General features: G+C 70.4%; 15 protein-coding genes. 6 read left to right on the forward strand and 9 right to left on the reverse strand.

Going from position 1 to position 21,427, the window contains the following annotated elements:
- Positions 1 to 94: 94 nt before the first annotated feature.
- The gene (locus ABD357_RS09045; RefSeq protein WP_344388849.1) at positions 95 to 1,903 is read left to right on the forward strand and encodes a protein kinase domain-containing protein; all 1,809 of its coding nucleotides are present in this window, start codon (positions 95 to 97) and stop codon (positions 1,901 to 1,903) included.
- Between the two features lie 143 nt (positions 1,904 to 2,046).
- Here the strand turns inward: ABD357_RS09045 and ABD357_RS09050 are convergent, their stop codons facing one another.
- From ABD357_RS09050 to ABD357_RS09065, 4 genes are all read right to left on the reverse strand, one after another.
- Positions 2,047 to 2,769, reverse strand: coding sequence for a 3'-5' exonuclease (locus ABD357_RS09050; RefSeq protein WP_344388850.1), 723 nt, complete (start codon positions 2,767 to 2,769; stop codon positions 2,047 to 2,049).
- 122 nt (positions 2,770 to 2,891) lie between these two features.
- A complete protein-coding gene (locus ABD357_RS09055) occupies positions 2,892 to 4,154 on the reverse strand; it encodes an SAV2148 family HEPN domain-containing protein (protein WP_344388851.1) in 1,263 nt (420 codons plus the stop codon).
- Between the two features lie 72 nt (positions 4,155 to 4,226).
- Positions 4,227 to 5,558: a copper amine oxidase gene (locus ABD357_RS09060; RefSeq protein WP_344388852.1), complete on the reverse strand. Its 1,332-nt coding sequence runs from the start codon at positions 5,556 to 5,558 to the stop codon at positions 4,227 to 4,229.
- 64 nt (positions 5,559 to 5,622) lie between these two features.
- On the reverse strand, positions 5,623 to 6,456 hold the full coding sequence (locus ABD357_RS09065; protein WP_344388853.1) for a Tat pathway signal sequence domain protein: 834 nt from the start codon (positions 6,454 to 6,456) through the stop codon (positions 5,623 to 5,625).
- Between the two features lie 181 nt (positions 6,457 to 6,637).
- Here ABD357_RS09065 and glgX point away from each other — a divergent pair, with 181 nt between their 5' ends.
- From glgX to ABD357_RS09080, 3 genes are all read left to right on the forward strand, one after another.
- Positions 6,638 to 8,755, forward strand: coding sequence for a glycogen debranching protein GlgX (glgX, locus tag ABD357_RS09070; RefSeq protein WP_344388855.1), 2,118 nt, complete (start codon positions 6,638 to 6,640; stop codon positions 8,753 to 8,755).
- A gap of 238 nt (positions 8,756 to 8,993) precedes the next feature.
- A complete protein-coding gene (gene treY, locus ABD357_RS09075) occupies positions 8,994 to 11,384 on the forward strand; it encodes a malto-oligosyltrehalose synthase (protein WP_344388856.1) in 2,391 nt (796 codons plus the stop codon).
- A 104-nt stretch (positions 11,385 to 11,488) separates the two neighbouring features.
- A complete protein-coding gene (locus ABD357_RS09080) occupies positions 11,489 to 12,739 on the forward strand; it encodes a M14 family zinc carboxypeptidase (RefSeq protein WP_344388857.1) in 1,251 nt (416 codons plus the stop codon).
- A gap of 182 nt (positions 12,740 to 12,921) precedes the next feature.
- On the opposite strand, the gene ABD357_RS09085 is transcribed toward ABD357_RS09080, so the two are convergent.
- Positions 12,922 to 14,250 carry a M14 family zinc carboxypeptidase gene (locus ABD357_RS09085; RefSeq protein ID WP_344388858.1) on the reverse strand — a complete coding sequence of 443 codons (1,329 nt, stop codon included), beginning with the start codon at positions 14,248 to 14,250 and terminating at the stop codon, positions 12,922 to 12,924.
- A gap of 193 nt (positions 14,251 to 14,443) precedes the next feature.
- Complete coding sequence (locus ABD357_RS09090; protein ID WP_344388859.1) at positions 14,444 to 14,998, reverse strand: FHA domain-containing protein; 555 nt, start codon at positions 14,996 to 14,998, stop codon at positions 14,444 to 14,446.
- Positions 14,999 to 15,207: 209 nt separating this feature from the next.
- On the opposite strand from ABD357_RS09090, the gene treZ reads away from it, so the two are divergent.
- Positions 15,208 to 16,953, forward strand: a complete 1,746-nt coding sequence (gene treZ, locus ABD357_RS09095) for a malto-oligosyltrehalose trehalohydrolase (protein ID WP_344388861.1) — start codon at positions 15,208 to 15,210, stop codon at positions 16,951 to 16,953.
- Positions 16,954 to 17,089: 136 nt separating this feature from the next.
- Here the strand turns inward: treZ and ABD357_RS09100 are convergent, their stop codons facing one another.
- The gene (locus ABD357_RS09100; protein WP_344388862.1) at positions 17,090 to 18,007 is read right to left on the reverse strand and encodes an aminoglycoside phosphotransferase family protein; all 918 of its coding nucleotides are present in this window, start codon (positions 18,005 to 18,007) and stop codon (positions 17,090 to 17,092) included.
- Between the two features lie 140 nt (positions 18,008 to 18,147).
- The gene (locus ABD357_RS09105; protein WP_344388863.1) at positions 18,148 to 18,771 is read right to left on the reverse strand and encodes a LysE family translocator; all 624 of its coding nucleotides are present in this window, start codon (positions 18,769 to 18,771) and stop codon (positions 18,148 to 18,150) included.
- Positions 18,772 to 19,016: 245 nt separating this feature from the next.
- Here ABD357_RS09105 and ABD357_RS09110 point away from each other — a divergent pair, with 245 nt between their 5' ends.
- Complete coding sequence (locus tag ABD357_RS09110; protein WP_344388864.1) at positions 19,017 to 20,288, forward strand: endonuclease/exonuclease/phosphatase family protein; 1,272 nt, start codon at positions 19,017 to 19,019, stop codon at positions 20,286 to 20,288.
- 279 nt (positions 20,289 to 20,567) lie between these two features.
- On the opposite strand, the gene ABD357_RS09115 is transcribed toward ABD357_RS09110, so the two are convergent.
- A complete protein-coding gene (locus ABD357_RS09115) occupies positions 20,568 to 21,245 on the reverse strand; it encodes an AIM24 family protein (protein ID WP_344388865.1) in 678 nt (225 codons plus the stop codon).
- Positions 21,246 to 21,427 lie beyond the last annotated feature (182 nt).

Genomic DNA, 21,427 nt, shown 5'->3' on the forward strand with positions numbered 1-21,427 from the left:
TGGTTGAAAGGCTGAATGCAGGTCCGGGCTGGGTTAGCCTCGTTCTCCCATTGGGGGCGAACTGACGTACGCATGAAATCACTTCGGGGGGTACGTGTCGGAACAGCGGCCGGCGCCACCGGACTCATCAACGAACGAGGCTGCCGCACTGCGGGAAGCCGGTGCCGTACCTCTGCGGCCCGGCGACCCGGGTCGTGTCGGCCCCTATGTGCCGCTGGGGATGCTCGGCAGTGGTGGCATGGGGCGGGTCTATCTGGCTCGTCCCGCGGACGACGGCCCCGGCCTGGTCGCGGTGAAGGTGATCAGGCCGGAGTACGCGGAGGACGCCCAGTTCCGCCGCCGGTTCAAGCATGAGGCGTCGGTGCACGCCCGGGTCCGTACGCCGCGCACGCCGCGATTATGCGGCACAGGCTTCCAGGACGAACTGCTGTGGATAGCCACCGAGTACGTCCCGGGACTCGATCTGGCCGATGCCATCCGTGAGGACGGCGCCCTGGAGCCGGCCACGGTGTGGCGTCTGGTGAAGGAACTGGGGCAGGCGCTGTCCGACCTCGCCGCCACGGGGATCGTGCACCGGGATCTGAAGCCGTCCAACGTTCTGCTGTCCGCCCGGGGCGCGCATGTGATCGACTTCGGCCTTTCGAAAGCCGCGGACGCAAGCGCGATCACCGGCACGGGCAACCGGGTGGGAACTCCGGCCTACATGTCGCCGGAGCATCTGCGGACGGGCCGGTGCGACACGGCGTCGGATGTCTTTTCGCTGGCCGGAACGCTGGTCTACGCGGCGACGGGGCGTGGTCCCTTCGGTGACGGCACGGGTGTGGATGTGATGCACCGGGTGGCGTTCGAGGAGCCGAATCCGGAGCTGATGGCCAAGGTCGCGGCGGCGGACGCGGCGCTCGGTTCGCTGCTGTCCCTCTGCCTGGCGAAGGAACCCGAGAGGCGGCCCGCCCCGCAGGACCTGATCGACGCGGCGGCCGGGGCGCACTCCGGGACGTCCACCTGGCCCGAGCCGCTGCGCGGCAAGGTGCTGGCCCGGCAGCGGGCGTACGAGGCACTGCACCGCCTCCCCGTCGAACAGACGACTCGTCAACGCTCCTCGGACGACCGGCCGGTGACGGAGCCGCGGCCCCCTTCCGAGCCGGTGCCCCAGCCCACTCCGCCCGGTTCCGGACCATCGGTTCAGGCGGCAGGTCCTTCCGACGTCACACCGCCCGGGGAGTCCACGGGGCAGTCACGCCCGGTGGGAGCCTTTCCTTGGGTACGGAGGAAGCCGGTGCTGGCCGTCGCCGCGGGCATCACCCTCTGCGCGGTGGCCGCGGGAGTCTTCATGCTCACTCGTCAGGACACCGACACAAGCGCTTCGGCTCCGGGAGCCGGTGCGACGTCCGCCGTCGGTACCACGCCCGGCGATGCCGAGGTCTCGCCGGTGCCGGGGGGCCCGGACGGGACGTCTGCCCCGGGTGCGTCCGGCAACGGTGCGTCCGGCAACGATGCCAACGGCGTCGTCGGCGGCGACGCCTCGCGTCCTGAGGTCTCCAGCACCGCAGACGACGGCCGACGAAACGATCCCTCTGAACCCGGTACCGAGACCAGCGCCCCCGCTGACGCCACTCCGTCCCCGAGCAGCCCGCCTCCCGAGCCCGCAACCCCGCCCTGGATCTCCGACTGCACGCACTACTCCGGCAACGGACGCACAGGCCAGGGAGACAGTGGTAAACGCGTGCTGCAGGTGCAGTGCATGCTGACGAAGCGTGGATACAGCGTGGGGAACACCGGCGTGGACGGCGACTTCGGCCCCGGCACGGAGTCCGCGGTGCGAAGCTTCCAAAGCGGCAAGGAACTGACCGCCGACGGCGTCGTGGGCCGCGAGACCTGGGTCGCGCTGCGCAGCACGGAGTGACGTCCCCGGCGCCGTGACACGTCGCGCCGCCGCGGCGGCGTCGACAGCCGAGACAGCCGGCGCCGGGCATGGCGGCCACGCCGGGACTGCGGTGTCACCGCGTCCCGTGCGGGGCAGTGCGTGGCCCTGCGGTCGGCGCGCCCTCAGACCCGTTCGTCCGCCAGGTCCCGCAGCGGCCACGTGCCGTCGACCACCGCGGTCGCGTCGCCCTTGCGGCGCAGGAAGCTCTGGAAGTCGGCCGCCCACTCGGCGTACCACTCGATCTGGCGGCGGTGCAGCTCCGCCGGGCCGAGGGCCGCGACCTTGGGGTGGCGGCCGGCTATGGCACCGGCGAGGCGGGCCGCGGCCAGGGCGTCTGCCGAGGCGTCGTGGGCGGAGTCGAGTGCGACTCCGTACTCCGCGCAGACCGCTTCGAGGTTGCGCTTGCCTCGGCGGTAGCGGTCCACGGAGCGGTCGATGGTGTACGGGTCGATGACCGGTGCCGGGGCGAGGCCGTCGAGCCGCTCCCGCAGTGAGGGCAGGTCGTGGCGGCGCAGTTCGGCGGAGAGCAGGGTCAGGTCGAAGGCCGCGTTGTACGCCACGACCGGTACGCCCGTCTTCCAGTACGAGACGAGTACCGAGGCGATGGCGTCGGCCACTTCGTCGGCCGGGCGGCCCTCCGCGGCCGCCCGTTCGTTGGAGATGCCGTGCACCGCCACCGCGTCCGCCGGAATCTCGACTCCCGGATCGGCCAGCCACTCGCGGTGCCCTATCGGCTCTCCGCCCCTGACCTCGATCACCGCTCCCGTGACGATGCGCGCCTCGCGCGGATCCGTCCCGGTCGTCTCCAGGTCGAAGCCGATCAGCAGCTCGCCGTGCCAGCCCATACCGGGCCCCCTTCTTCGTGGTGCGTTCCCCCCAGTGACCTCCACGATCCCATGGGCCACTGACAATCAGAGGACCGCATTCCGCTTACCGCCACCACTGCGCCTACCGGTCACGGGAGTTGTCAGGACACAGGCCGCGAATCCGCCCAGGCCATCTCGAACTCCTCGCGATATGTACCGAAAAGCCCCTCTTCGCCGGTGTCCTCCGCCTTGACCACGCGTCCACCACCGCGCAGGACGAGCACCGGCGCCTCCATCCCCCGCGTCCGGCGCAGATACGACTGGACGACCGCTATGCCGTCCGAGCCGTCCCCGTCGACGAGGTACGCGGTGAAGCGGGGCGTCTCGTCGTAGACCTGGATCTGGAAGGCGCCGGGATCCCGCAGCCGGGACCTCACACGCCGCATATGGAGGATGTTCATCTCGACGGAGCGGCTCAACTCGCCGCGCTTTATGCCGAGTTCGCGCTCGCGCCGCTTCACGGCGCTGGAGGCGGGGTTCAGGAACAGCAACCGCACCCGGCAGCCGGACTCGGCAAGGCGTACGAGCCGCCGTCCGGAGAAGTTCTGCACCAGGAGGTTCAGGCCGATGCCGATGGCGTCGAGGCGGCGGGCGCTGCCGAAGATGTCCTCGGCGGGGAACTGCCGCATCAGCCGCACCCGGTCGGGGTGCACGGCCACGACGTCCGCGTAACGGTCGCCGACGAGGTTCTCGACGGCGTCGACGGGCAGCCGCCGCGCGGACGGCACATCGCTGCCCGCCCCGAGTATCTCCAGGAGTCTCGCCGAGGCGCGCTCGGCCTGGGCCAGGACGGCCTCGGACAGGGCTCGGTTGCGGGATACGACGTTCCGGGTGACTTCCAGTTCGTCCAGGGCGAGTTCGACGTCCCGGCGCTCGTCGAAGTACGGCTCGAAGCACGGCCAGTGCTGCACCATCAGCTCGCGCAACTGCGGCAGTGTGAGGAAGCTGATGACGTTGTCGTCGGCCGGGTCGAGCAAGTAGCCCTTGCGGCGGCTGACTTCGCGTACCGCGACCGCGCGCTGCACCCACTCCTGGCCGGCGGGTCCGGCGGCGGCGACCACCCAGTCGTCCTCGCCGTGCACGGGTTCGTAGATGGGGCGCAGAACAGCGGCCACGACCGCGCGCAGCCGCTGTTCGACCAGGTTCAGCCAGATGTAGGCGCGTCCGGCCCGCTGGGCGCGCGTACGCACCTCGCCCCAGGCATCGGCGCCCCAGTCCAGCTCCGCACCGATTTCCATCGGCCGTGCCAGAGACACCGCCCCGGGCGGGGCATCCGTGGAGTTCCCTTCGTGACCTACGTCACCAGAAGGCAACTCCCGCCCTCCCGAGCCCACCCGCGCACCGCCTTCCGCTCCCCCGAGCACTCCCCCAGCCAACGATCAAGGAAGGGTACTCCGTGGGCGGTCAACGGTGCAGCCGGATGGACAGGTCGTTTCTCAACGACCGTTTTCCACATGCCCGTTCTGATCGGCCAGCGCGGGCGGAGTGAGCGGATTCATAGCGGTGACGTCGCGCGGGACGATGGAGAAGCCCTGCCAGTGGACCGGCATGGGCTGCTGGTCCTCATCCCGGGCGACGTGGTGGAAGCCGCTGTTCACCCAGACCACCGGGCGGGTCAGGTTCTGCCCGTTGACCCACTTGTCGACGGACTTGCCCGCTCCGGCACCGCAGTTGCGCGGGTTGTGGCTGGCGAACTGCTCGCACTTCTTGTACTCGGTGAAGTAGATGTCCCGCTTGGTGTAGCTGCGACCGGGGTACTTGGACGTGACGCCCGGGACGATCTCGTACGAACGGGCGTGTTCGTCCTTGTTCTTGCCGACCGTGCTGACCACGCGCCACCAGCGCATGTTCTTGGCGTTGCCCGCGAGCTCCTTGGTGATCTTCTTGCGGGTGGTCTTGTTGCTCGGAGCCTCGCCGCCGCCGGCGGGCGGGCTGACCACGGAGTCGTACTGCTCGACCTTGTTCTTGGAGGAGCCGTCGAGGCCGAAGTTGAGCCGCCAGAAGACGTTGTGGCTGTGGCTGGTGGCGTAGTCCTTGGCGCCCTTGCCGATCGGCCAGCCGCGGCCGTCGCCCGCGTCGTAGTCGCCGGGCGCGAGGCTGCCGGTGGCGCCGACGTTCATGTTGACGGTGCCGTCGTCCTGGAAGCGCCACTCGGTGATGTACTCGTACCAGCCGGTCTGGTTGACGGTGTAGACGAGAAGGTCCTTGCCCTGCTTCTGCCAGACCTTGTTCGCGGAGTTGCCCTGCATGCGGTAGGCGTGTCCGCGCGAGCGGGTCGTGGTGCACAGGCCCTTGACGTTCGAGTTCTCCGGGTCCCAGGAGTCCGGGACCTTGACCGTCTTGATGGTGCCGCCGGGACACTCGCCGGGCTTCATGTTCATCAGGCCCTGCGCGAAGCCGGCGCCGGTGAGGTCGTCGTACTCGACCGAGCCGTCGTCGTAAGGGACGTGGATCTGGGCGAGCTTCGCGCTGGTCAGGACGCGTATCGGACGGGCCTCGCCCTTGGGCTGGTACGAGATGTTCTCCAGGACGAGCCCGGCATAGCTGTCGTAGCGCCAGCACATCGTCCACTTGGTGCCGGTGGCCAGTTTCTGCTCGATCTTGTACGCCGCGCTGCAGTCGGCGGCCGCCGCGGGGGCGGCCTTCGGCTTGGCCGCGGGTTCGGCGGCGGCCGGGCCCGCGGCCGATGTCGCGCCGACGGTCAGGGCGGCCACCGAGAGGCCCGCCATCGTCCGGCTGCGGGCACGGCTGATTCTGTTCACACGCATGGAGAAATGACTTCCTTACAGAAGAGCGTGAGTTGGGAAAGCGGACTTAGCGAACTGAGTCGGCTCAGCCGACCTTGGCGACCTTGCGGGCGCTGAGGTCGATCACCAGGTCACGGCTGTCGATCCAAGGCCCGTTCTTGACCTTCACGAACAGACGCAGGCAACGGTGCTCCCCGCAGTCGGCGAGGGCTGCGGGTGTTCCCGCGTTCGCCCGGTAGACCATGCTGTTGAGCAGGAGCTGATCGGGCTTGGTCAGTTCGTTGCCGGTGGCGTCCTTGTAGTCCGCCTTCAGACCGTCGCCGAGCGGGTCGGCGATCAGGAGCTCCGCGGCCTCGACGGTCTCGGCACGACTGAGCGGCGGCTGGACACCTTGCTGGGTGTCCGTCGCCTCGACCTTGCCGGTGTCGAGGTTGACGGTCTTCGTGACGAGCGAGTCGTCCTTGTAGTCGTAGAACGACACCTCGGCGCGGCGCGGCGCGTCCGCGTCGTCCAGTTCGCTCGTCTCGGGGTCGGCGAGGTCGACGGTGAGCGGCTGCGGCCCCCCTTCGCCCTCGACGTTCTCGCTGGAGCGCTGCAGCTGCCGGTCCAGGGCGAGCTGCTCGACCCGCTCGGTCTCGTCCTCGGTCAGCGGATCGCGTCCCTCACCGGTGTCGCCCTCCGCCGGCGCCTGCTCGACGGCACCCGGCTGCACGGCGGCCTGGCCCTGCTCCTGGCCCGCCTGCTGACCTCCCTGGTCCGCCTGCTGGCCGCTCTGACCGGCCCCCGCGCCGCTGGGGCCGGAATCGTCGGCCCCCGCCGAACCCGGCAGCGTGACGGCCACCATCACGGCAGTCGTGGCCACCGCGATACCCGCCCCCGCGACGACCTTGCCAAGATGGCGGTGCACTATCTTGCGCACATTTCCCCCTACTCCCCTGTATCTCTAGAAGTCCCTTGAGCCCCACTGGTCGGCATACGCACCGCGTATGCACTGGTCAGTCAGTAAGAGGGACGTAAGTCATAGGTGGTTCCATCACTTTCGGGGAGACTCGGGCCGGAGTCGCCCCACGCGACGTCGCACAACTGGAAGAGTCGTATCCATGCAGGTCTGGCCTGGACAGGCGTACCCACTCGGTGCCACGTATGACGGCGCCGGCACCAACTTCGCGGTCTTCTCGGAGGCCGCCGACCGAATCGAGCTGTGTCTGCTCCATGACGACGGTTCGGAGACAGCCATAGAGCTGCGGGAGACGGACGCGTTCGTGCGGCACGCGTACCTGCCCGGCATCATGCCGGGACAGCGCTACGGCTTCCGCGTGCACGGTCCGTACGCGCCCGAACGCGGACAGCGCTGCAATTCCGCGAAGCTGCTGCTCGATCCGTACGCACGTGCCATCAGCGGCAGCATCGACTGGGGCGAGGAGGTGTACGGCTACCACTTCGGGGCGCCGAACAAGCGCAATGATCTCGACTCGGCGCCCCACACGATGTCCTCGGTGGTGGTCAACCCGTACTTCGACTGGGGCGACGACCGGCTCCCGCGCACCGAGTACCACGAAACGGTGATCTACGAGGCCCACGTGAAGGGCCTGACCATGCGCCATCCGGCACTGCCGGACGAGCTGCGCGGCACATACGCGGCGCTGGCGCATCCCGCGATCATCGAGCACCTCACGGAGCTGGGGGTCACGGCGCTGGAGCTGATGCCGGTCCACCAGTTCGTGAACGACCACCGTCTGGTCGACATGGGCCTCAACAACTACTGGGGCTACAACACGATCGGCTTCTTCGCCCCGCACAACGCGTACGCCTCCTGGGGCGACCGCGGACAGCAGGTGCTGGAGTTCAAGTCGGCCGTACGCGCGCTGCACGAAGCAGGCATAGAGGTCATTCTGGATGTCGTCTACAACCACACGGCGGAGGGCAACCACCTGGGTCCGACGCTGTCCTTCAGGGGCCTCGACAACGCCTCGTACTACCGGCTGACGGACGACCCCCGCTACTACATGGACACCACGGGCACGGGCAACTCCCTGCTGATGCGCTCCCCGCACGTGCTCCAACTCATCATGGACTCACTGCGCTACTGGGTCACCGAGATGCACGTCGACGGGTTCCGCTTCGACCTGGCGGCGACGCTCGCCCGGCAGTTCCACGAGGTGGACCGGCTGTCCTCGTTCTTCGACCTGGTCCAGCAGGACCCTGTGGTCTCCCAGGTGAAGCTGATCGCCGAGCCCTGGGACGTCGGCGAGGGCGGCTACCAGGTGGGCAACTTCCCGCCGCTGTGGACAGAGTGGAACGGAAAGTACCGCGACACCGTACGGGACATGTGGCGGGGCGAGCCGCGCACGCTCGCGGAGTTCGCGTCCCGGCTGACGGGATCCTCGGACCTCTACCAGGACGACGGCCGGCGCCCGCTCGCCTCGATCAACTTCGTGACCTGCCACGACGGCTTCACGCTGCACGACATGGTGTCGTACAACGACAAGCACAACGCGGCGAACGGCGAGGACAACCGCGACGGCGAGAGCCACAACCGATCCTGGAACTGCGGAGTCGAGGGCGAGACAGACGACCCGGAGATCCTGGAGCTGCGGGCACGGCAGATGCGGAACTTCATCGCGACGCTGATGCTCTCCCAGGGCGTGCCGATGCTCAGCCACGGCGACGAGTTCGCGCGTACGCAGGGCGGCAACAACAACGCGTACTGCCAGGACAACGAGCTGGCCTGGGTGCCGTGGCCGGAGGACCCGGAGGATGGCGGCGAGCTGCTCGCGTTCACCCGCGCGATGGTGTGGCTGCGCCGTGAGCACCCCGTCTTCCGGCGGCGCCGGTTCTTCCACGGGCGGCCCGTGCAGGGCACCCACGACGAGCTGTCCGACATCGCCTGGTTCACCCCGGCAGGAGAGGAGATGACCCAGCGCGACTGGAACTCCACGCAGGCGCGCGCACTGTCCGTCTTCCTCAACGGCAACGCGATCTCCGAGCCGGGGCCGCGCGGGGAGCGGATCACCGACGACTCGTTCCTGCTGATGTTCAACGGCTCGCCGAAGACCACGGAGTTCGTGGTGCCGGTCGATCACGGGAAGCAGTGGCAGGTCGTCGTCGACACGGCGCGGGCCGAAGCGGTGCCTCCGGGAACGGGGGCGAAGGTGCAGGCGGGGGACCGCCTGACGTTGGCGGACCGGAGCGTCATGGTGTTGCAGCGGCCTGCGTGATCGCTCCGTGGGAAGGGCAGTACTGAAGCTGCGGGCCGTCTGTGGCTGGTCGCTCCCCCACTCTCGGCTGCGCTCGAGCGGGGGCACCCCCATCGCGGCGGAGCCGCATATGTCACAGCACCGCGCCCCTAAGAGGCCTGCGGCCTCCTTAGGGGCGCGGTACTGCACCGGGCTTCAGAAAGTCACCTCTGCGCGTGTCTATGACACGAAAGGCTCGCTTGCGGGTACGTACGTTGCCATGACACCTGAGCGTTCCGAACCGGCTCCGACCGCCACGTACCGGCTTCAGCTGCAGCCGGAGTTCCCGTTCGGGGCCGCCGCGGCAGCTGTGCCGTATCTGGCCTCGCTCGGCGTCTCGCATCTCCACCTGTCGCCGGTGCTGGAGGCCGTACCGGGGTCGCTGCACGGCTACGACGTGGTGGACCACGCGCGCGTGCGGGACGAACTGGGCGGCGAGGAGGGCCTGCGGTCCCTGTCGCGCACCGCCCGGGAGCACGGCCTGGGGCTCGTGGTGGACATCGTGCCGAACCACATGGCGATGGTCCCTCGGCACAACCGTGCCCTGTGGGAGGTGCTGCGGGAGGGCCCGGACTCGCCCTACGCGCGCTGGTTCGACATCGACTGGGAGGCCCAGGACGGCCGGGTGCTGCTGCCGGTGCTCGGGGGGCGGCTCGGCACGGAGCTCGGCCATCTGGAGGTCGACGGCGACATGCTGCGCTATCACGATCACGCGTTCCCCTTGCGTGCCGGCACGGAGGAGCTGCCACTGCCCCAGCTCCTGGATGCGCAGTGGTATCGCCTGGGGTGGTGGCGACTGGCCCGCACCGAGCTCAACTACCGCCGTTTCTTCAGCATTTCGGAGCTCATCGGGGTACGGGTCGAGGACCCGGAGGTATTCGACGCCACCCACGCGAAGATCCTCCAGCTGCTGGGCGAGGGCGTGGTCGACGGGCTGCGGATCGACCACCCCGACGGCCTCGCGGACCCTGACGCGTACCTCCAGCGGCTCCACGAGGCGACCGGCGGGCGCTGGACGGTCGTCGAGAAGATCCTCGCGGAGGGCGAACCGCTGCCCGCCGCCTGGCCGGTCGCGGGCACCACCGGCTATGACGCGCTGCGGCACATCGACGGACTCTTCACGGACCCGGCGGGCGCGGGCGAACTCCTCGGCCAGTACCGGCGGTTCGCGGCGCCCCAGGCCGACCGTGGCGGCGTCTGGGAGGCGACGGTGCGGCGGGCCGCGTACAAGGTGGTCCATCACGAGCTGGCCACCGAGATCGACCGCCTGACCCGCGAGGCCGACCGCCTGTGCCGTACGTCCCCGGACCCGGCGCTGCGCGACCACGCCCCCTGGGCCCTGGGCACCGCGCTGCGCGAACTCCTCGTACGACTCCAGGTCTACCGGCCGTACGCCTCCGGGGACGCCGCCGCGGTCGTCACCGAGGAGGCCGCACACGAGGCGCGCGGGGCCTTCACGGTGCCCGAGGAGGCCCACGCGGTGGACGCCGTACGGGACCTGGTGCTCGGCCGGACCGGTGACGGGCCCGGGCGCGAGGGGTTCCGGGCCCGGTTCGCGCAGACCGCGTCGGCGCTGCGGGCCAAGTCCATGGAGGACACGGCGTTCTACCGGTACGTACCCGTCCTCTCGGCGAACGAGGTGGGCGGCGAGCCCGAGTTCCCCGCCGTGCCCCCGGAGGACTTCCACGCGTACTGCGCGCGCGTGCAGCGTGACTGGCCCGCCACAGGCACCGTGCTGTCCACCCACGACACCAAGCGCAGCGCCGATGTGCGGGCGGCGATCTCCGTACTCACCCAGTGCCCTCTGCGCTGGGCCGACCTGCTGGCCGAGGTGACCGGGCAGACGGCGGTCGACGGGGTGGGCGCGCCGGATCCCCAGGTGGCGTGGGCGGCGTGGCAGACGGCGGTCGGTCTCGGGCCCGCGGCCGAGGACCGGCTCCAGGGCGCCTTGTTGAAGCACGTCCGGGAGGCCGGCCTGTTCACCTCGTGGACGGAGCAGGATCCCGCGTACGAGGCCTCTGTCGCCGCGTTCCTCAGGGCGGGGCCCTGCGGGGCACCTGGGCGGCGTGCGGCCGAGTTCAGGGCCGTCCTGGAGCCCCATGTGCGGGTGAACGTCCTAGGGGCCGCCCTCGTCCAGCTGACGATGCCGGGCGTGCCGGACGTCTACCAGGGCACGGAGGTCGAGTACCGGGCACTCGTGGACCCGGACAACCGGCGCCCGGCCCACTTCCCGCCGAAGGAGTCGGACGGCCTGTCCGCCGAGAAGGCCGCGCTGACCGCGACCGCGCTGCGACTGCGCAGGGAACGCCCCGCTGTCTTCGGCGAGTCGGCGACGTACACCCCGCTCGACGCGGAGGGCCCGGCCGCCGCGCACTGCGTGGCCTTTGTACGCTCCGGGGAGGCGATGACCGCCGTCACCCGCCTGTCCCTGCGTCTGGAGGAGGCGGGCGGCTGGCGCGACACGGTGCTGCCACTGCCCGCAGGCCGGTGGGCCGATCTGCTCACTCCCGGACGGGAGTTCACGGGGCACGCGCGCGTGGAGGAGCTTTTCGAGCCGTTGCCCGTGGTGCTCCTGGAGAGGGTGAGCGATCCCGAGGGCTCGCGTGCTTGATGTCAGCGCCGTTAACACTCCTGCACGCCTGAGGCCACCTCCTTGACAGTTCATCCAGTCCGTGGAGTACTGCGGATGGCGACGCCGGGCGGTCCAAGACGGGGGTGAGTCTCCTGCCGGAGCTGCGCTACCCCAGTGTGACCGAAATCGTCGCGTCCGCCCGGGCGTTGGCGGCTCAGCGGCCATGGCTGTGTTCCCTTGAGCAGGTCGGGGTCTCGCGGGCGGGACGACCGCTGCATCTGCTGTCGCTGGGGCATGCCGAGCGGGCCGTGCTGGTGGTCGCGGGGGCTCATGCCAATGAGCCCACCGGGGGTTCCACTCTGCTGGCGCTGGCCGAACGGGTCTTGTACGAGCGGCAGTTGAGAGCCGACACCTCGTGGCATTTCCTGCTCTGTGCGGATCCGGACGGGGCGAGTCTTCATGAGACTCCGGCACCAAGGACCCTGCTCGACTACCACCTCGGGTTCTTCCGTCCCGCCGGACCCGAGCAGCCGGAGTGGTCGCCGTCCGTGCTGCCGCCCGATCGGCTGCCGCCCGAGACGCGTGCCCTCACGAGGGTCATCGACGAGCTGCGTCCCTATCTCCAGGCGACGCTCCATGGGACGGACCTGGGCGGTAGCTGGGTGCAGTTGACGAAGGACGTGCCGGGGCTGGCGGAGCCGTTCGCCAAGTCAGCGGCCGAGCTGCACATTCCGGTGGAGACGGGGGCCTCGGACGCGGCGGGCTGGCCTGCCTCCGGGCCCGGGGTGCATGTGATGCCCGAGCCGGGCTCGGACGCGCCGTACCCGAGCATCCCGGACGATGTCCGGCACAGCACCTGGTACCACGCCCATCGGTACGGCGGTCTGACCGCGGTCGTCGAAGTGCCGATGTGGGCCAGCGACCTCGTGGACGACCCTGCGCCACATCCGGCGCCGGATGCGGCGATGCGGCATCTGGCGCGCCGGCTGCTGCGGGACTCGCTCCAGGTGGAGGGCGTCCTCACCGAGGCCCTGCCCCGCCTGCCGGGCCCCGACGGGCCGTTGCTGCGAGCCACGAAGTGGGCCCTGGAGCTGGTCCCGGGGCTGGCCGGCGACTGGGCCCAGCATCCTCCGGCGGAGACGACGAGGGCGTACGTGGGCAGCGTGGACGCCTTCGGCCGCCGGCTCCCGCTGCGGGCCGCCGCGATGCTGCTGCGCGTCCTCCAGGAGGCCGACGACCGGGCGGCACCGCACCTGGAACACCTGGTCGCCTCCTGGAGCGAGGCCTTCGCCGAACGCTTCCGCGCCCGCTGGGTACCGCTGGAGCACCAGGTGGAGCACCAGAGCCGCACGGTCGTGGCGGCGGCACACCACGCACGGGAGCGCGCGGAGTAGGCGCCGCGCCACTAAAGGAGGCCGCAGGCCTCTTAGGGGAGCGGGGCTGTATCAATATGCGGCTCCGCCGCGACGGGGGTCCCCCCGCTCATGGAGGTCCCCCCGCTTGAGCGAAGCCGAGAGTGGGGAGCGACAAGCCACAACGGACCCGCGGCTTCGAACCATTCCAGCCGAGCGCGCGCTCATTCGAAGGGCACTTCGGCCTTCGCCGGGCTCGTGCCGACCGTACTGGCGCCGGGTCGGGAAAGCGGTGCCCGGCGACCCGCCAGCTCAAAGGCGTGGAGCACCACCCGCGCCTGGTACTCGACCTGTCGCGCGACGGGAATCCAACGCGCCTGGTACCCGTCGTGGTAGTCCGCGCACCACGCGTCGATCAGCCGGTCGAGGTCCGGCAGCGCGCCGGACGGATCGTGTCCGGCGTGCGTCACGAGCTGGTGCAGCAGACCCGCCGTGCGCAGCGCTATCCGCCGCGCGGAGATGCGCAGGGCGGTCAGCCGGGCGGTGTCGAGCGGCGGCAGGGGGTGCGTGCCGTCGTCGGTTTCCGTGTCGGGGTCCCAGGAGTCGGCGAGGCCGGGGCAGACCAGTAAATAGTCGTCGACCGGTGCGAGCAGGGAGGCCGTGTCCGCTGCCGTGCCGAGGCCGGGGCGGATCCGCGTCAGCAGCGCCTGCAGAAGCCGGGTGTCGCGGCGCAGCGTGCGGCTCACGGTCCTCAGCGCCCCGTCGGCGTCGGCGGACGGCGAGGCGTCCCCCACGGCCCGTACGCCCCACATGGGGGCCTCGACGACCGCGGTCACCGTGCCGTACGGGTGCGGGTGGAACCAGGTGGACTCGACCGCCGCCTCCGTGATGGCGGCGGCCAGGTCCGCGCGCCGCGGGGGCGGGATGCGGTAGACGGCGGGCCCCAGGGTGGGCCAGTACAGCGTGTCGTACGGCCCGAGTTCGAGGGGGATGCCCAGGCGGGCCGCGGTGTGGGCCAGGCGCGGGGCGAGGCCGGGCAGTTCGCGGGTCAGCTCGACGAAACCGCCGCCCACGTCGACGCCGTGCAGGGAGCACTGGAAGAAGGGCCGCAGTTCGTCCTGGAGGTCGAGCAGGGCGCGGGTCTCCGGCAGGGCGGCGCCGTCCGCGCCGTCGGGCAGCCACTCGGGCTGCTCACGGAAGCCGGGTCTGAAGAAGTGCCGGAAGTAGTGGCCGAGGGTGTACGGGCCTGACAGCCAGCCCTCGTTGCGGCGCGCGCCGTCCGGGTCGAGGCACAGCAGCAGGTTCCAGGTCGCGTCGGCGCCCTCGCACAACCGGGGGTCGGCCAGCGCCCGTTCGGCAAGGCGCAGGGCGGTGGCGCCGCCCACGGGCTCGTTGGCGTGCGGGCCCGCGACGACGAGGGCCTGACGGCTGCCGTGTCCGACGGACAGCAGCCACATCGGGAGGCCGGAGCGTGAGGTGCCCACCCGGCGCAGCCGGGCGTCCTTCGGGTGACGCTGGACGAGTGCCGCCGCCCGGACGCGCAGCTCGTCCACGGACGGGTAGCGGAGGAGTTGCGGCAGGGTCTTACCTCCGCTGCGAGTAGCCGTCGGTTCACTTGCTGTGGATGGTGTACGCACAGTGAGTCACGATCGCGCGGGTACGTCAACACCGCCGTACGAGCAGGATGTTCGGCCTTCGTGGGCCGATTGCCCGGACGCGACGGTTCCGCCCGCCGGCCAGGAGGCGTCAGTCCGTGGCGAGCCGGAACGTCATGCGCCCGAAGCTGACCTGATCGCCGGACTGGACCACGGCGGCGCCGATCACCCGCCGCCCGTTCACGGCGGTGCCGTTGGTCGAGCCGAGGTCGCGCAGCACCCACAGGCCGCCCTGGCGGGTCAGTTCGGCGTGCACGCGGGAGACCGTCTCATGGCTGAGCCTGAGCCCACTGGCCGGGTCGCGGCCGATGCGCAGCGGGTACGGGCTGTCGGGGCGGGGCAGCAGCAACTTGGGGAGCTTCTCGGCCTGCCAGGCCCTGCGCAGCCGTACGGTGAATCCGGAGACCGACTCCACGGCGCCGAACAGCAGACGCGAGACACGGCTCTCCGTGCGCAGGTCGGCGGTGAGCGCGGCGAGTTCGTCGGAGGTGCGGGCGGCGAGCGCGAGTTCCATCCGTTGGACGAACGTGTTGTGGGAGATCCGGCCCAGGACGGCGCCCTCTCGGAGCACACTCAACGCCCTGTCGCGCTCGGCGTCCGACAGCCGCGCGGCGGGATAGGTGTGGAACTCGAAAGACGACGTCACGCTGGTGATTGTCGGTCAGCGGCGCCAAGGTGTCCAGAAAACGAGGAACTAGCGGGGAACTTGGTACACCTCTGGTTCGGCTCTGGTCCGGTACTGCGACCGATGCGGGTTCAATCCTTCGTTCGAGCGGTTTCAGCCGCGCGACTGATCTCGTGTGACGCACCATGGGACCGGCGAGATCACCGTGAGCAGACGAGGGAGAACCGTCCGTGCAGTTCGAGGTGTGGGCACCACAGGCCGGCCGTATGACGCTCCACTGCGCGGGCGGCACACAGACGATGGAGCGCGCTCCGGACCGCGCGGGGTGGTGGACGGGTGAGGCGCAGGCCGAGGACGGCACGCGGTACGGGTTCGCGGTGGACGACGGTCCCGTACGGCCCGATCCGCGCTCGCGGCGGCAGCCCGACGGGCCCGACGGGCTGAGCGCGGTGGTCGATCACGAGCGGTACGCGTGGCGCGCCGAGTGGGCCGGACGCGGGCTGCCGGGCGCGGTGCTGTACGAGCTGCATGTGGGCACGTACACGCGCGAGGGCACCCTGGACGCGGCTGCCGAGCGGCTCGGGCATCTCGCGGAACTGGGGGTCACGCACGTCGAGTTGATGCCGCTGTGCCCGTTCCCGGGGCAGCACGGCTGGGGGTACGAGGGCGTCTCACTGTGGGCGGTGCACGAGCCGTACGGCGGCCCCGAGGCGCTGAAACGATTTGTCGACCGGGCACACGAGCTCGGGCTCGGTGTCGTCCTGGACGTCGTGCACAACCATTTCGGCCCGTCCGGCAACCATCTGCCCGCGTTCGGCCCGTACTTGACGGACACGCACCACACACCCTGGGGTGCCGCCGTCAACCTGGACGCGCCCGGTTCGGACGAGGTGCGCGCGTATCTGCTGGACAGCGCCCTGGCCTGGCTGCGCGACTACCGGATCGACGGGCTGCGGCTCGACGCCGTGCACGCGCTGCGGGACACGCGCGCGTACCATTTCCTCGAGGAGCTGTCGGCCTCCGTGGACGCGCTCTCCGTCGACCTGGACCGGCCGCTGTTCCTCGTCGCCGAGTCCGATCTGGCCGATCCGCGGCTGATCACGGCCCGCAAGGAGAACGGGCTCGGTCTGCACGCGCAGTGGAACGACGACTTCCACCACGCCCTGCACACCACGCTGACCGGTGAGTCGCAGGGTTACTACGAGGACTTCGCCCGGGCCCCGCTCGCGGCACTCGCGAAAACGCTCACGGGCGGCTTCTTCCACGACGGCACATACTCCAGCTTCCGCGGCCGGCGCCACGGCCGCCCCCTGGACCGTACGCGCGTCTCCTCACACCGCCTTCTCGGCTACTCACAGACCCATGACCAGGTCGGCAACCGCGCCCAGGGCGGCCGGCTCTCCGCCACCCTCTCCCCCGGCCTGCTCGCCTGCGCGGCGGCGCTGACGCTCACCGGGCCGTTCACGCCGATGCTGTTCATGGGCGAGGAGTGGGCGGCGGGCACGCCCTGGCAGTTCTTCACCGACCACACGGACCCCGAGCTGGCCGAGGCCGTACGCCGGGGCAGGCGCCGGGAGTTCGCGGCGCACGGCTGGGCCGAGGAGGACGTCCCCGATCCTCAGGACCCGGCGACGCGTGACCGCTCCTGCCTGGACTGGTCCGAGCCGGAGAACGAGCCCCACGCGCGCGTGCTCGCCTGGTACCGCGAACTCATCGCCCTCCGGCACGACCAGGCGGATCTCACGGACCCCGACCTCTCGGACGTCAAGGTCGCCTACGACGAGGAGGGCCGGTGGCTGGCGTTCCGCCGGGGTGACGTCCGGGTGGCCGTGAACCTCGGCAAGGAGACCGCGTCGATCCCTCTCGGGACGGCTCGCGTGCGCATGCTGGCGGCGTGGGAGCCGGTCGAAGTGCCGGGCGGGGACGGGCTGTTGAGCCTGCCGGGCGAGTCGTGCGTGGTGCTGACGCAGGAGTGATGCGGTGCTGCTGCTTACGCGTTGGTGAGCGCTGACGCGGGAGTGATCCGTGGCGCTCACCCGGGAGGGATCAGTGACACTGACGCACGAATGATCAGTGATGCCGATGCGGGAGTGCGAGCTGACGCCGGAGCGGTCAGTCCTCGTCCCGCAGCTCCGTGACCCGTTCGAGGAGGATCGCCTCCCACGCGCGGTCCAGCTGGGAGCGCAGCGGTGGCAGCGGGTCGCTGCCGTGCCCCCGGAGGCGGTCGGCGAGGCGGATCAGGGCGTCGCAGCGGGCCAGCCACAGGCCGCGCAGGCAGGGTCGGGCGCCGTATCCGGCGAGGGTCGCCGCGCGGACGGCTGCGGGAGCACCGACGGCGCGGGCGAGACCGGCGATGTCCTCGGCAGGGTCGCCGACCAGGGCGTCGGCCCAGCCGAGGACGCCGCGTACGCGCCCGTCGGCGCTCACCACGAGTCGATCCCCCGTAAGGCCGTGGTGGACGAGAACGGCGGCCCCGGGCTGCGCCCCTAGCTGCACGGCGGCGGGCGCGGTGAGCTGGTGGAGCCGCGCGGCGTCGAACTCGTCGGCCGCGCCGAGCTGTTCGGCGGCCCGTGCGGCGGCGGTACGCAGCCCCTCCAGGGAGCGGGGCGCGGCACGGGGAACCCCGAGAGCCTCGGCCTGGCGTACGGGCACTTCGCGCAGCCCGGTGAGCAGCCCCGCCAGATCGGCCTCCCCCACGGCGGAGACGTCGTGCCGCTCGCCGGAGCCGCCGGGAATCAGGGTGTCGAGCGTGTACGTCAGACCGCTCGCCCACTCGCCGTGCGCGATGCTCGCCGGGACGGCTGCCGGCAGGTACGGGCGCACCACGTCCCGCAGGCGAAGCTCGCGTCGCTGGCCTACGGAGGCCTCGCGGTCCGGGGCGAGGCGCAGCACATGGCGTGTGCCGACGTACCAGGTGGCGGGCTCCGCGCCGGTGCCGACGGGCCGGATGTCGGATCTGCCGCCGTCCGGGAGCAGGGAGCGGACGAGGCGTCGCACGGTGTCCGCGGTGGGTGTCGTTGCCTGGGTCATGGTCGCGCCGTCGCCGTTCGGTGTCCCGGTTTCCGTAGGTCAAAAGGGCTACGGTCAGCATCCTGCCCGGACAGCGGGGGCGACGCGAGCCGGTGAACAGCACTTTCCGGGGCCCCGGGAGCGGCCACCCGACGACGGAATCAGCTCTCCAGTGCCAGCCGCGCACCCAGAAGCAGCAGTACGCCTCCGGAAACCTGCTCCAGTCTGCGCCGCACCCCGGCACGGGACAGCACCGTCTTCATCCGTCCCACGAACCACACGTACAGGCCGTAGTAGCCGACCTCGAAGACCGCCCAGAGTGCGGCGAGCCCCACCATGGCGGGCAGATGCGATGCTCCCTCCGGCACGAATTGCGGGAGGAAGGACATGGCGAAGATGGCCGCCTTCGGGTTGGCGAGATTGAGCAGCAGCCCGCCCCGGTAGGAGGACCAGCCGCTCTTCTCGACGGCTTCCTCTCCGTCCGCGTCCGCCGCGCCCTTGGCGTGCCGCGACTGCCACAGCGTCTGCACACCGAAGACGACGAGCACGACGGCGCCGACGATGCGCATCACGTCGTACGCCACTTCCGATGCCGCCAGCAGCGCCGTCAACCCGAACGCCGCGAAGATCCCCCAGACGAAGACACCGGTTTCGTTGCCGAGCACGGTCAGGAAGCCGGAACGTCTGCTGCGGATCGACTGCTTGATGATCAGTACGGTGCTCGGGCCGGGCGAGGCGGCGATGAGCAGACAGGCGCCGAGGAAGGCGAGCAGGGTGCTGAGCATGGGGCCATCGTCGCCTGCGGGCGGGTGCGGGGCCAGTTCTTTTCCCGGGCCTGGTCGGTCGTACGGGCAGCAGTGACTTTGACGGTGGCTCGGGCGGTATTTGGCGGCCGTACACCGTGGTGTCGACGGTACGACGCGCCTGCTTCACCGTCAGCCGCGACTCCTCCCAACCCCCTTGTGGCAGCGACATCTACGCGCAGAGACTACGGGAGTTCACGCATTCCCCCTCCTCCTCCGGAGCCCCGATGAACCACCCCAGACCGCAACGTCCACCGTTCTCGCGCCGTGCCGCCCTCGCCGGTCTCGCCTCAGCCGCACTGGCCGGTACGGCGGCATTCAGTGCGGACGCGTCCGCCGCGTCCGCGGGCTCGTACCGACGGAGCGTCCGTTTCGCCACGTTCAACGCCTCGCTGAACCGCGGCACTCAGGGCGCCCTCGTCGCGGATCTGTCCACGCCGGACAATCAGCAGGCGCGGAACGCCGCCGAGACGATTCAGCGTGTCGACCCCGATGTTCTGCTGATCAACGAGTTCGACTACGACGAGGACGGCGCGGCGGCCCGGCTGTTCCTGCGCAACTACCTGGCCGTCGGTCAGAACGGGGCGAAGCCGGTCCGTTATCCGTTCCGCTTCACCGCGCCCGTGAATACGGGTGTGGCCTCCGGGGTGGACTTCGACGGCAAGAACGGTGCCGTCACCACGCCGGGGTCCGATGCGTACGGGCAGGACGCGTTCGGGTACGGCTGGTTTCCGGGGCAGTACGGGATGCTCGTGCTGTCCAAGTACCCGATCGATGTCCGGGCGGCCCGTACGTTCCAGCACTTCCTGTGGAAGGACATGCCCGGGAGCGTCATGCCGCCGGGTTACTACAGCGAGGCGGCCAGGGCTGTTTTCCGGCTCTCCTCAAAGAGCCACTGGGATCTGCCGGTCCGGCTCGGCCCCGGCCGGTCCTCCACCGTCCACTTCCTTGTCTCGCATCCGACTCCGCCCACGTTCGACGGCCCGGAGGACCGTAACGGCCGTCGCAACCACGATGAGATCCGTCTCTGGGCGGACTACATCGGCGGTCGCCGCCGCAGCGCGTACCTCTACGACGACAAGGGTGTACGGGGCGGTCTGCGGCCCGGGGCGCGCTTTGTGATCGCGGGTGATCTGAACGCGGACCCGCACGACGGCGACAGCTACAACAAGGCCGTACTTCAGCTCCTCGACCACAAGGCGGTCAACCTGCCCGCCACGCCTCCCGCTGCCGCGGGCGGCGAAGAGGCGGCCCGCCTCCAGGGCGGCGCCAACACCTCCCACACCGGCAACCCGGCTTACGACACCGCCGACTTCAACGACAACGCCCCCGGCAACCTCCGCGTCGACCACGTCATCCCGTCGCACGGTCTCGTCCCGGTCGGGAACGGCATCTTCTGGCCGACGTCGGACGATCCGCTGTACCGGCTGGTCGGCGGCGGCACGACGGTTCCGACGTCGGACCACCGGCTGGTGTGGCAGGACGTGCGCCTGGGCTGAGGCCTGGGGGTGTCGCCCCCGCCGCCCTTACCCATTCCCGTCCTTGGAGCTTCGCCCCAGACCCCACCAGGAGGCTCCGCCCCTGGACCCCCTCGGGGCTCCGCCCCGGACCCCGTTTTCGGGAGCCAGCCCCCGGACCCCCGCTCCTCAATCGCCGGAGGGGCTGGAAATCAGCCCCTCCGGCGATTGAGGACGAGGCCGCCAGGCCGATGGGGGTCTGGGGGCGGAGCCCCCAGCGGGGTCTCAGGGGCGGAGCCCCAGTGGTAAGGACCGTACGTGTCAATGCTGTTGAGGCTTTTGCGGCGTCGCCTCACTTGGGCGTACGACCACGTACCCCTCACCCTGCAGCACCAGTTGCACCGCCTCCCCCGAGCCGCCGCGCAGCATCGAGCCGATGGACTGCGAACGGTGCAGGGACGTCTGGAGGTTGGCGGTCCAGCCGACGATCGCGTCCGTGTCGACGTACACCGGGTACTGCGGCGAGACCGGGATGACCAGCGGATTGCCCTCGCAGACGAGGCCGAGCCTGCCCTGCCCGGTGAAGACGCTGTTGAACAGGCCGCCGCCGGTCATGCCCGCGCCCTTCACGGTCTTGATCTCGTACTGCAGGGAGGCGTCGAAGCACAGGACGTTGCGGCCGTTGACGGTGAAGACGTCACCGGGGTCGATGTCCACGATGAAACAGTTCTGTGCCTCCTGCGCGAACCAGGCCTCTCCCTGCCCGCGGACCGCCATGAGCGGCAGCCCCTCCCCGGTGACGGCTCGCTTGAGCATGCCGCCGACTCCCTGGCCCTTGCGCTCGAACTGCAGGTTTCCCCGGTAGGCGATCATCGCCCCCTGTCGCGCGAGCATTTCGCCGTTGATCATGTATCGGATCGACTTGGCGTTCTGCACGCTCATGCCCACGGTGGTGGCGGGCTGCACCATGTACTCGCTGGAAAACAGATCACCCTTCATTCGGGCATCGTGTCGCGGACGTGCACGTTCCGCCAAGAGCTATTGCCACGACGCGCCGTAGCGGCGCAGACGTACGCGGAGGACTGGAACGAAGGGCGGGGCGGCCGACGCCCGCTCGCGTCGGCCGCCCCTGTGGGGGGTGGCGGTCTGTAGCTGCCGGAAGGTCAGCAGCAGGTCGTCAC

Origin of the sequence: Streptomyces vastus (assembly GCF_039532825.1) — a bacterium.
Taxonomy (GTDB): domain Bacteria; phylum Actinomycetota; class Actinomycetes; order Streptomycetales; family Streptomycetaceae; genus Streptomyces; species Streptomyces vastus.